The sequence below is a fragment of the Methylobacterium sp. WL18 genome (assembly GCF_008040015.1).
Classification (GTDB): Bacteria; Pseudomonadota; Alphaproteobacteria; order Rhizobiales; family Beijerinckiaceae; genus Methylobacterium; species Methylobacterium mesophilicum.
Window position 1 is genome coordinate 1 of sequence record NZ_VRVD01000099.1, and the last position, 11089, is coordinate 11089.

Here is an 11089-nt window from a genome sequence, read left to right on the forward strand (position 1 = left end):
GCACCGGGCATGTCCGCGCGCGCCTGCGCAGCCGCGACGGGCAGGCCGTCGGTGCGATCTGCTTCCGGGCCGCCGAGCGGCCGCTCGGACAGGCCCTGCTTCGGAGCATCGGCCAGGAGATGCACGTCGCCGGCACCCTGTCCTGCGACCGCTGGCGCGGTGCCGAGCGGGCGCAGCTGCGGATCGTCGATCTGGCTCCGGCCGACGCCTGAGGCATCGTTCCGAAAGTTGGCCGCCGGCTTCCGGAAATCGACGGTGCGCCGAACACTCAGCTTCCGGCCATCACCAGGGCCCAGAACCGCTTGTAGCGGGTGTTGGGCGCATCGACCCGGGCGATGCCGATCCGGCGGATCTGGGGGAGCAGCATGTTCTTGTTGTGCTCGGAGCTGGCCTTCCAGCGCGCCAGCACCTGCTCGAAGGTCTCCGAGCCGGCGCTGAGATTCTCCGCCGCGTAGGACTTCGCCAGGCCGGCCGAGGCCATCCGCGACGTGAAGCTGCCGCCGACCTCGTGGCTGAGCTGGCCGTTGCGCGCGTTGTTGCCGGCCTGGAACGCGGCCGCCTTCACCAGGCCGCCATCGACGACGACCGGGCTCAATCCGTGCTGGACCCGATAGGCCGAGATCGCCGCCGCCGCCGCGACCTCATCGAGGATCGCGGTATGGGTCGCGTTCTCGACACTGGGCTCGGGCGTGAAGGACAGGCCGCCGCAGCCGGCAAGTGCCAGCGCCAGGGCCGCGGCGAGGGAAAGGAGAGCTTTGGACACGGTCGATCGCGGTTCCGGGAGGGATGCGTCTCCCTCGGGACCGGTTGCGGCGAAAGCGCGGCGCTGGGAGACGCCCGCAGGCGCAACAGCCCGACCGTGGCACCACGGCCACGGATCTTATGCCGCGAGCGCGTCGCCCCCGAGCATGACCGGCGCGAATACGCGCAGAAGATCGGGATCCAGATGGCCAATCCCGTCGACCATGATCGCCAGCGCCTCGGCGGGGCTGGCCGGCTTCCGGTAGGCGCGGCGCTCCGTCAGCGCCGAGAACACGTCGCAGATCGCCACGATCCGCACCAGATCGGAGATCGCCCGGCCGGAGAGCCTGTCCGGGTAGCCGGCGCCGTCGAGCCGTTCGTGATGGTGCAGGACGACGTCGATCACCTCGTCCTCGAAGCCGCCCTGTGCCCGCAGCAGGTCGGCGCCGATCACGGGATGGCGCTGCATCAGCCGTAACTCTTCCGGATCGAGATGGCCCGGCTTGTTCAGGATTTCCGAAGGGATCCGCGATTTGCCGATGTCGTGGAGGAGGGCGGATCGCACGAGGCGGGCGAGATCGATCCGGCTCAAGCCGATCTGCGCGCCGAAGCTGGCGGCGTGACCCGCGACCCCGAGCGTGTGCTGGTAGACGCCGACATCGTGGCGCCAGACTTCGGCGAGCCAGGCCGTGATGCCGGCTTCCGAGACGGCGGCCAGGACCAACTCGGTCCCGCGCTCGACATCGGCGCGCTGCAGGCCCGCCCCGAGCGCCGCACTGTCGAATAGCTCGGCCACGATCCCGGTGGCATCCGTGACCCGGCCGACGAGGCGCTGCATGCGGGTTTCCACCGAGCGCGTCACCGCCTCGATCATGGCGAAGACGTTGGCCAGCACGACCTGGCGCGGTGCGGCGGCGGGCAGTTGCCGAAGATGCGGCGCGGACTTGAGCGGCTCGCCGCGGACCAGGACCAGGCGTGGGACCGGCCGGCCGCGATGGGTCAGCGCCGGCTCGAGCGCCGCGGCCTGTGCGGGATGCAGGTCCAGGATGATGAGGTGCGGGCGCCCCGGCGGAATCGCCGACCCGGCGGGGACCGCCCGGCAATCCATGACCAGCGCGATGGCGCGCTCCAGGGCCGCCCGTTCGGTCGGGCGATCCGAAATCAACAGCACGAACGGGTTGTTCGTGGTCTGCGCTTGTATGCCGAGGGCCAACGCGGTTGCTCCCCGGTCCGCATGGTCAACGATGTGTTGACGCTAACGGAAACCTTTGAGCGAAGTGTTAACCCTACGCAGTCTCCCGGCTTATAGGCGCCGAAAAATCAGTGTTCAGGCGAGGCTGACAGCGCCGTCCTGGCGGGTCTGCTGAGCGGCGGGCTTGCCGGCATCGGAAGTCGGGCTCAGCACGTCCGCGAGCTTGACGGCCAGGAGGGCCTGGCAGGCGGCGAAGGCGGTGAACACGACGAGGAAGTTGGCGATCATCGGACGGCTCCGGTACGGCTCGGCTGGACACTGGATGGTGCGATGCATGAAATGCCATGTCGCAGCGCAAACTGGTATGCCAAATACCGAATGCCAATTATGTCGGGAGCGCATGACGCGATCGCTCGCTGAAAGACACCGCTCAACGTCGATCGCGGCGTCGGCCGCTCCGCGTGCGAGGTGCCGCATTGGGCCGGTTGAATAGGCGTATGTTGCACTGCAATCGGATTGCTGTGTGATCCGACGCAATCGGCCCTGCCAGAACGCGCGTTCGATAACCGATGTTCGAAGAGGCTGCTCAGAGCCTGCCTGACCGCATGCTCGCCGTCGCATCGAGGTTCTACTGACGGAGATCCCAACCTGTCCCCTCATCCTGAGATGCTGCGCAGCAGCCTCGAAGGAGGCCGCCAGGGACCGCGCGGCAGGCTGGACGGTTCCCTTCGAGGCCTTCGCTTCACTTCGTCGTCTTGGGATGAGGGCGAAAACGGGAATGACCGGTCAAGCAGCCTCATGGACGGCGGACACCATTCGACCCCGCTTCATCGCCCGGTCGCGAATCCTCAGTCCAGATAATCACCGTAGGTATCGACGTGCTGAGCGAGCCCCAGACCGTGCTCGCGCACGAGCCGCTCGGCCGTGTCGGCGTTCCGAGCCTCAAGCGCAGCGATGATCGCCACATGCTCGCGGATCGAATGCTGCGCGCGGTCGCCCTGCCGCAGCGCGGTGCTGCGAATCCCCCGCACATGCATCAGCAGATTGCTGGTGAGTTCGGCGATCGGCTCGCAATGTCCGAGTGCGATGATCCGCTGATGGAAGCGGATGTTGGCGTCCGAATACTCGTCGATGTGCTCGGACGGCTGGCCTTCATAGAATTCCGGGAATGATTCGCGCAGCGCACGGAGCTGCGCGTCGGTGGCCCGGGTGCAGGCGAGCCGGGCCGCCATGCTCTCCAGCGCCGTCCAGGCGTGGATCATGCCGACGATCTCACTCTTGTTCTTCTTGATGACGAACACGCCGCGACGGGCCTCGGACCGGACGAAGCCCTCCTGCTCCAGCACGGTGAGCGCCTCGCGCACGGGCGTTCGGCTGACCCCGAGGTCCTGCGACAGTTTCCGCTCATCGAGCCGCACCTCATCGGGCCGCCCGTAGATATCCATGTTGGTTATAGCAGTCTTGAGCGCTTCATAAGCCAAGGTCCGTAGACTGGAGCTGGCGACGATCGGTTTAACGCTCAACGGTTCTGAGTTCGACATGCCTCGTCCAGCCGGTCCATGCCCATATTGTCTCGCACGTGTTCTCTGCCGTGCGCTCGTAAAACGAACTAACCCAAACCTTTTCCCGATCCTAGTCAATTACGAGCCGACCCACAGACCCTTGGTCCCACATGCGATCCGGCCTCCGCCCCGGCACGGAGCAATATCCGGAAGGGTAATTCCGAATTCGTCCCGCACGAACGAAGCGCCACGTTAATCCAGCGGCATATTCGTGTATTTTTGTGCAGGATCGATTGACAGAATCTCCCGCCGCCAGCACCATCCGTCTGGCATACCGTACACCAGCATGTATTCGGTGACGGGGTGCGACGGTTGGCGACGATGCCGACAGAGTTTTCGTTTGTCTGTCGGTCAAGAATTTTTCAAAGCATGCCGTTCGCTTTGTTCTGACAAGGGCGGCCGTGTCCGGGCATAAACACAGCCGGGATCAGATACAGAATAATAAATCCAGCCAGGAGGGAAGCGTATGTCCGAGATTCGCAAACCGGTTGGGGCGGGCCGATGGCTGCAGCTCGCATTCGGCGTCGTCTGCATGTGCATGATCGCGAACATGCAGTACGGCTGGACCTTCTTCGTGAACCCGATGCAGGAGCGTCACGGCTGGGATCGCGCCGCGATCCAGGTCGCGTTCACGCTGTTCGTCGTCACCGAGACCTGGCTGGTCCCGATCGAAGGCTGGTTCGTGGACAAGTACGGTCCGCGGATCGTCACCCTGTTCGGCGGCCTGCTCTGCGGCATCGCCTGGGTGATGAACTCCTACGCCGAAACGCTGACGATGCTCTACGTCGCGGCCGCGATCGGCGGCACCGGCGCCGGGGCGGTCTACGGCACCTGCGTCGGCAATTCGCTCAAGTGGTTCCCGGACCGTCGCGGTCTCGCCGCGGGCATCACCGCGATGGGTTTCGGCGCCGGTTCGGCACTGACCGTCGTGCCGATCCAGGCGATGATCAAGTCCCAGGGCTACGAGGCCGCGTTCTTCTACTTCGGCATCGGCCAGGGCCTGATCGTGATGCTGGTCGCCCTGTTCCTGCGCTCGCCGGTCAAGGGCCAGGTCCCGGACGTCGCCCGGGTCAGCCAGTCCAAGCGCGACTTCAAGCCGGGCGAGATGGTGCGCACCCCGATCTTCTGGGTGATGTACGCGATGTTCGTTATGATGGCCGCCGGAGGCCTGATGGCCACCGCGCAGCTCGGCCCGATCGCCAAGGACTTCAAGATCGCCGACGTCCCGGTCTCGCTGCTCGGGATCACGCTGCCGGCGCTCACCTTCGCGGCGACGCTGGACCGGGTGCTCAACGGCGTGACGCGGCCGTTCTTCGGTTGGATCTCGGACCATATCGGCCGCGAGAACACGATGTTCATCGCCTTCGCCATCGAGGGCCTGGGCATCTACGCGCTGAGCCAGTTCGGCGAGAACCCGATCGCCTTCGTGCTGCTCACCGGCTTGGTGTTCTTCGCCTGGGGTGAGATCTACTCGCTGTTCCCGGCGACCTGCGGCGACACCTTCGGGTCGAAATACGCGGCCACCAATGCCGGCCTGCTCTACACGGCCAAAGGCACCGCGGCCCTGATCGTGCCCTATACCAGCGTGCTGACGACCATGACCGGAAGCTGGCACACGGTGTTCCTGGTGGCGGCCGGTCTCAACATCCTGGCGGCGCTCCTGGCCCTGTTCGTCCTCAAGCCGATGCGCGCCGCCTACACCAAGGCCCCGCAGGCGAACCTGGCACCGGTGCTGGCTCAGTAACGCCAGCGCCCGTCAGCTCGGAGGCCCGGCGCCGCTTTACGGCGCCGGGCCTTCATGCGTACCGGATGCCGGCTGCAACCGGAGACCGGGCATGGACAAGGACGAACGGATCGCGCGCGAGGGTGTCGTCGCGGCGGCGCGGGATCTCGACGCGCAGGGCCTGAACCGAGGCACCTCGGGCAACGTCTCGGTGCGGTTCCGCGACGGCCTGCTGATCACGCCCTCGGGGGTGCCGACGGCGCGCATGGGCCCGGACGACATCGTGCCGATGGCGCTCGACGGGACCCACCCGACGGGGCTCAAGCCGTCCTCGGAATGGCGCTTCCACCGGGATATCCTCGCGGCGCGGCCCGAGATGGGCGCCGTCGTCCACGCGCACCCGATCCACTGCACCGCCTTCGCCCTCTGCGGACGGCAGATCCCGGCGGTCCACTACATGATCGCGGCCTTCGGCGGACCGAACGTGCGCTGCGCCCCCTACGCGCCCTACGGCACCGCGGAGCTGTCGGAACTGGCGCTCGCCGCCCTCGAAGGCCGAAACGTCTGCCTCTTGGCAAACCACGGCATGATCGCCGCCGGCGGAAGCCTGGAGAAGGCCGTGTGGCTGGCCGTCGAGCTGGAGACCCTGTGCTGGCAATACGCCGTGGCGCTCCAGGTCGGGGCTCCGAACGTCCTGTCCGACCACGAGATCGCCGGCACCGTCGAGCGCTTCCGCGGCTACGGGCTGAACGCCGCCGACTGATGTTGGGGTCGCGGCCGGCGGTCAGCGTCCGAGAAACTGGCCGACCGCGATGCTGCCGGATGCGGCGAACTCGGCGGCCGAGACCTTCTTGCCGTCCTCCGGCTTGACCTTCCGGACTTCGATCCGGCCACCCTGCGCGCAGACGCTGAACCCGTCGTCATCCACGGCAATGATCTCGCCCGGCTTGCCCTTCACGTCGCCCAGGCGGCGGACCGGGTGCAGGCGCGCGTCGAAGATCTGCAGCTTCTTGCCCGCGAGGGTGGTCCAGGCGCCCGGGGCCGGGTTCGCGGCGCGGATCAGGTTGTAGATCTGCTCGGCATGGGCGGACCAGCGGATCTCGGCCTCGGCGGTGCGGAACCAACCCTCGTAGCTCGCCGCGTCCTCGTCCTGGTCGATCTCGATATGCTGGCCGGCCGCCACGAGGTCGGCCGCCTCCAGCATGGCGTCCACGCCCATTGGGAACAAGTTGTTGAAGTAGATGTCCCCGAGGGTCGCATCCCCGCCGATCTCGCAGACCTTCTGCAGGACGACCGGGCCCTCATCGAGGCCGTCGGTGGGGCGGAAGATCGTCAGCCCGGTCTGAAGGTCGCCCTTGGCGATCGGCCAGTTGATCGAGGACGGGCCGCGATACCGCGGCAGCAGGCTGGGGTGGTACTGGATGGTGCCGTGCTTCGGGATCGTCACGAAGCTCTGCGGCGCGAATTGCAGCACGTACGCCATGATGCCGATATCGGCCTCGAGGCCGCGCATCGCTTCCTCGGCCTCCGGGCTCTTCAGGCTGGGGAACTGGAACACCGGCAGCCCGTGCTCCTCCGCCGCGGTCTTCAGCACGTCGGGCTTGGCACCGGGTTTCTCCGGCGCGCAGAACACGCCCGCCACGGTATCCCCGCGCTTCAGGAACGCCTCCAGGACGGCCTTGCCGAAGTCCTGCTGACCGATGACGGCGATGCGCATGGGCGATCCCTGGCGTCGTCCGGCCCCGAAGCGAGGCGGGATCTTTTGGGTATGGACTACGACGTTACGCGGTCGGTCGGCGGCGACCCCGGACGCTCGGCCCGGGATCGCCTGGCGGCCTCACTCGGCCGCGATCTTCTGCACGCCCCCGATGGCGCCGGAGCCGGAGATCTCGCCGACCTCTTCCTCCGAGTACTTGAGGACGTCGCGCAGGATCTCCTGGGTGTGCTCACCCAGGAGCGGCGAGCGCACGACCTCGGTCGGGCTCGCCGAGAGCTTGATCGGGTTGCCGACCGAGAGGTAGCGGCCGCGGGTCGGGTGATCGACCTCCACGATGGTGCCGGTCGCCCGCAGCGCCTCGTCCGCTGCGATCTCCTTCATCGACAGGATCGGGCCGCACGGGATGTCGTGCCCGTTCAGGATGTCCATGGCCTCGAACTTGGACATCTTCATCGTCCAGGCTTCGATGCGCGTGAAGATCTCGTTGAGGTGCGGCAGGCGCGCCTTCGGGGAGGCGTAGTTCGGGTCGGTCTTCCAGTCGGGCTCGCCGATGATGTCGCAGATCGGGTCCCAGACCGCCGCCTGGGTGATGACGTAGATGTAGGCGTTCGGGTCCTGCTCCCAGCCCTTGCAGCGCAGGATCCGGCCCGGCTGGCCGCCGCCGGAATCGTTGCCGGCCCGAGGGGTCGCCTCGCCGAACGGGATGCCTTCGCCGAACTGGCTGTATTCCTTGAGCGGGCCGTGCTCGAGGCGCTGCTGGTCGCGCAGCTTGACCCGGCAGAGGTTCAGCACGCCGTCCTGCATGGCGCAGTCGACCTTCTGGCCGAGGCCGGTCTGGGTGCGGTGGTAGAGCGCCGTGACGATGCCCAACGCCAGGTGCAGGCCGGTGCCGGAATCGCCGATCTGGGCGCCGGTCACCATCGGGATGCCGTCCCGGAACCCGGTGGTGGAGGCCGAGCCGCCGGCGCATTGCGCGACGTTCTCGTAGACCTTGCAATCCTCGTAGCGGCCGGGGCCGAAGCCCTTCACGGACGCCAGGATCATGCGCGGGTTCTTCGCGTGGATCTTCTCCCAGGTCAGACCCATCCGGGCCAGCGCGCCGGGGGCGAAGTTCTCGACGAGGACGTCGCATTCCTCGATCAGGCGCCAGAGCACCTCCTTGCCCTTCGGGTTCTTGGAGTCGAGCGTGAGCGAACGCTTGTTGTGGTTCAGCATCGTGAAATACAGGCTGTCCACATCCGGGATGTCCTGCAACTGCTGGCGGGTGGCGTCGCCGACTCCCGGCCGCTCGACCTTGATCACGTCGGCGCCGAACCAGGCCAGAAGCTGGGTGCAGGTCGGGCCGGATTGCACGTGGGTGAAGTCCAGGATGCGGACGCCTTCGAGGGCCTTGGTCATGGTCGGTCTCGGATCTCGGATCGGGTTTCGGGAAGCGGCGGGGGGTGTCTCAGGTCGGGGCCGTGATGGGCCGGGCGCCGACGGACGGTGACGGGCTGCTGCGGTGAGGTCTCGCGCGCCGCGCCGTCGAGACGGCTGCGTAACGATCGTGGAGACCCGCGTCCTCGCGTCTCGGACGGATCATGCTGACACTCCCTCCCGATGCGCGGTCCCGTCGATTCGCGGACCCGTCACGCCGGCCCCGTCGAGAGGGCCGCCACACTTGTATACCACATGCCATCCGCGGGAGGCGAGTAGAAAGAAGCACTCGCGAAGGTTGTAGGCATCACCGTAGCATAGGCCCAAGAGTTCTGCGTCTCAACGCGGCGGGGTACGTGCACTGGGGGAACTGATCCTGTCCCTCTTGGCATACGTCTTAAGGCGGTCCATCATTCCGCCAAAATCGACCGTCCGCAAAAAGGACGGGTTCGCAGCAACGCTGAATGAGGAACGCCCATGCTCGCCAGCACCAGCCTCATCAAGTCGTCTTGGATCGCCGTCGATGTCGACCGCGACAGGGCGGAGCGTGTGCTCGTCGTCGAGACCTACATCGCCGTGAGCCCGCTGGAACCGAATTTCGATGCCGCGCAGTACGACCGCGTGCTCTGCTGCGTGCAGAAGGTGTTGAAGGCGCATCCGGACATCGACCGGGCTTCGATCCTTAGCATGCATCGCGGTTCCGGCTGCACCGCCCTGTTCCGCGAGCCCCCCGGGGAGGTGGCGCGGCCCGCGGCTGCCTGACGACCAATCTTCCAGTTGACGAACTGCGCCCAACCGGCGGGCGCGGCCCGGTTTACGGTGTGCTCGGCTCCGAGCCGGGCTGCGGCTCGTGTGAGTCCAGGGCCACCCGGGCGGCATGAAACCACCATAGCGGGATGTCCCGGTTGGCGTTGGCCAGGTCCGACGCCCAGCCCTCCTTCGGCATGACCTCGGCCCTGTCGGCAAACAAGCGGAGCGCGCTCTCGGCCCGCTCACGCCGGCATCGTTCGCGGATCGCGACGCGCTCGGCTTCCGCCCGGGCGTCGGTCTGCTCGATCAGGCGGCGGGTCGCCAGTTCGTCGGCATCGAAGGCGAAACGCTGCCAGAACGCCTCGGCTTCCCGGGCGACATCCCGTTCCCGCAGTGCCGTCGTGAGTTCGGCCTCGGCGGCCTCCCGCGCGGTTTCCGCCGCGTTGGCCCGCGCGAGCACCCGGTTGTTGGCCTCGAGCAACTCGCGTTCGCGCTCCGGCGCCATGCGCTGACGCCGCAGGACGCGCAACTCCTCGTCGCGCGCGGTGACATCGAACCGATCCGTGATCAGGGCGGCGAGGGGGCCTTCGGTCAGGGCGTCGGCGCGTTCGAGATAGCGCTCGCGCAACCCGGGGTGATGCGTATCGAGGGCGTCATCGTCCCAGGCCGGGTAATCGGCGATCCCGCTGCCGTCATGCTCGTAGAGGGTGCGCGCCAGGGCACGGCGCAGGTCGTCGGGCGGCGAGATCGCGACGTGTTCGTTCATGACGCTACGCTGGCGGCGAGTAACGGGATGGCAGTCAACGCGCTCGTGCAGCCGACGGCCCCATGGGCGCATGACGAACGCACGTCATCGCACGGAAAATCGCGCCCCGCACGCAAAGCCCTCGTCGCCGAAAGGCGTGACAGTGCTGAGATTCTTTCGTCGTCGTCGTTCCGGCAGATCAGGAACGAAGCAGCAGCGCAATCTACAGAGCCGAGGCCCGCGACGTAGCGCGTAGATCTTATCTGGCGTCTCGACCATCGCGGCGCCTTGCGATCTGCATAAGAAGGTCCGTCGCCTGCGCACATGTCCGATTCGCATCGTCTCTGTACCGGAGCCCGGCGGCCAGCTTTCAGGAGGATGCTATCGATATGCATCCGCCAGGAGGGCGGCCATCGTGACAGGCCAGCCACAACCGGAGGCGCGGGTTCGCGGCGCGCCTACGCGTCCGATTTGCGAGCGATGCGTTCCAGGGCGTCGAACATCGGCTTCAACTCGTCCAGGTCGAGCTGATGGAATCCCAGGGTCCGGCCCATGATCACCCCGAGGATCGCGAAGAACAGCATCGAGCCCTCGCCGGGGCACGCGCTGTTCATCCCGCCGAGCCGGTCGAGTTGATCGGCCACGAAGGCCCGATAATCGTTCAGGGCCTCGGGATACTCGATCGACGCCAGCAGCAGAGCCCGAGACGACTCGTCGTCGTCGCAGTAATGCGAGCGGACATGCGCCACCATCGCGATCGGCAATTGCGACGGCCCGGACGGAAGTTCACCCTCGCAGGCGGCGATGCCCTCACGCAGTTCGGTGAGTTTGCGGGCCACCAGGGCCAGGATCAGCGCGTCCTTCGATGCGTAGTGATGAAGGACGCCGCCCTTGCTGAGACCGGCCTCCGCCGCGACCGCGTCGATGGTCAGGGCCCGCGCCCCGCCCTTGCGCAATACGGCATCGGCCGCCTCCAGGATGATTTCCGGCCGTTCCGCCAGCCGCTGCCGTTTCGCGCGCATAGGTCACCATTTTAGAAACCGACTGGACGGTATGTAAGCGATGGAGTAGGACAGCGTCACGCCGTTGGGCGCCCTTCGTCCGCAACGGCCGCCGACAAGATCCGCATGTTCGCTCAACGATACACAGCTCTCGTGCTGGCGACGATCGCGCTGGCACCAGCGGCCCGGGCGGCCGAACCGGCGGCAGCGCGCGTCGCGGATGTAGGCCAGGCGCACCGGGT

The 11089-nt window shown here is 67.0% G+C and carries 11 protein-coding genes and 1 pseudogene; 4 read left to right on the forward strand and 8 right to left on the reverse strand.

Translation table 11 applies throughout. From position 1 onward, the window contains the following. Positions 1-212, forward strand: a pseudogene (locus FV228_RS10430) (single-stranded-DNA-specific exonuclease RecJ); the annotation flags it as partial. Positions 213-268: 56 nt separating this feature from the next. On the opposite strand, the gene FV228_RS10435 reads toward FV228_RS10430, so the two are convergent. The 4 genes from FV228_RS10435 to FV228_RS10445 all read right to left on the reverse strand — a co-directional run bounded on the left by FV228_RS10435 (position 269) and on the right by FV228_RS10445 (position 3474). Further along, positions 269-763: a CAP domain-containing protein gene (locus FV228_RS10435; RefSeq protein WP_147854560.1), complete on the reverse strand. Its 495-nt coding sequence runs from the start codon at positions 761-763 to the stop codon at positions 269-271. Between the two features lie 117 nt (positions 764-880). Continuing rightward, a complete protein-coding gene (locus tag FV228_RS10440; protein ID WP_147854561.1) occupies positions 881-1954 on the reverse strand; it encodes an HD-GYP domain-containing protein in 1074 nt (357 codons plus the stop codon). A 114-nt stretch (positions 1955-2068) separates the two neighbouring features. Further along, positions 2069-2221 carry a hypothetical protein gene (locus FV228_RS33040; RefSeq protein ID WP_187277696.1) on the reverse strand — a complete coding sequence of 51 codons (153 nt, stop codon included), beginning with the start codon at positions 2219-2221 and terminating at the stop codon, positions 2069-2071. 560 nt (positions 2222-2781) lie between these two features. Further along, positions 2782-3474: a GntR family transcriptional regulator gene (locus tag FV228_RS10445; RefSeq protein ID WP_147854562.1), complete on the reverse strand. Its 693-nt coding sequence runs from the start codon at positions 3472-3474 to the stop codon at positions 2782-2784. A 487-nt stretch (positions 3475-3961) separates the two neighbouring features. On the opposite strand from FV228_RS10445, the gene oxlT reads away from it, so the two are divergent. Both oxlT and FV228_RS10455 read left to right on the forward strand, forming a co-directional pair. After that, entirely contained in the window at positions 3962-5239 is a 1278-nt protein-coding gene (oxlT, locus tag FV228_RS10450; RefSeq protein ID WP_147854563.1) for an oxalate/formate MFS antiporter, read from the forward strand. A 91-nt stretch (positions 5240-5330) separates the two neighbouring features. Continuing rightward, on the forward strand, positions 5331-5981 hold the full coding sequence (locus FV228_RS10455; protein ID WP_147854564.1) for a class II aldolase/adducin family protein: 651 nt from the start codon (positions 5331-5333) through the stop codon (positions 5979-5981). Between the two features lie 21 nt (positions 5982-6002). Here the strand turns inward: FV228_RS10455 and FV228_RS10460 are convergent, their stop codons facing one another. Together FV228_RS10460 and frc are read right to left on the reverse strand one after the other, a co-directional pair. After that, positions 6003-6935: a methionyl-tRNA formyltransferase gene (locus FV228_RS10460; protein WP_147854565.1), complete on the reverse strand. Its 933-nt coding sequence runs from the start codon at positions 6933-6935 to the stop codon at positions 6003-6005. A 120-nt stretch (positions 6936-7055) separates the two neighbouring features. Then, entirely contained in the window at positions 7056-8333 is a 1278-nt protein-coding gene (gene frc, locus FV228_RS10465) for a formyl-CoA transferase (protein WP_147854566.1), read from the reverse strand. A gap of 495 nt (positions 8334-8828) precedes the next feature. Here frc and FV228_RS10470 point away from each other — a divergent pair, with 495 nt between their 5' ends. Continuing rightward, positions 8829-9113, forward strand: a complete 285-nt coding sequence (locus FV228_RS10470; protein ID WP_147854567.1) for a hypothetical protein — start codon at positions 8829-8831, stop codon at positions 9111-9113. A 52-nt stretch (positions 9114-9165) separates the two neighbouring features. Here the strand turns inward: FV228_RS10470 and FV228_RS10475 are convergent, their stop codons facing one another. Further along, on the reverse strand, positions 9166-9867 hold the full coding sequence (locus tag FV228_RS10475; protein WP_147854568.1) for a hypothetical protein: 702 nt from the start codon (positions 9865-9867) through the stop codon (positions 9166-9168). Positions 9868-10304: 437 nt separating this feature from the next. Next, a complete protein-coding gene (locus tag FV228_RS10480) occupies positions 10305-10868 on the reverse strand; it encodes a TetR/AcrR family transcriptional regulator (RefSeq protein WP_147854569.1) in 564 nt (187 codons plus the stop codon). Positions 10869-11089: the final 221 nt, after the last annotated feature.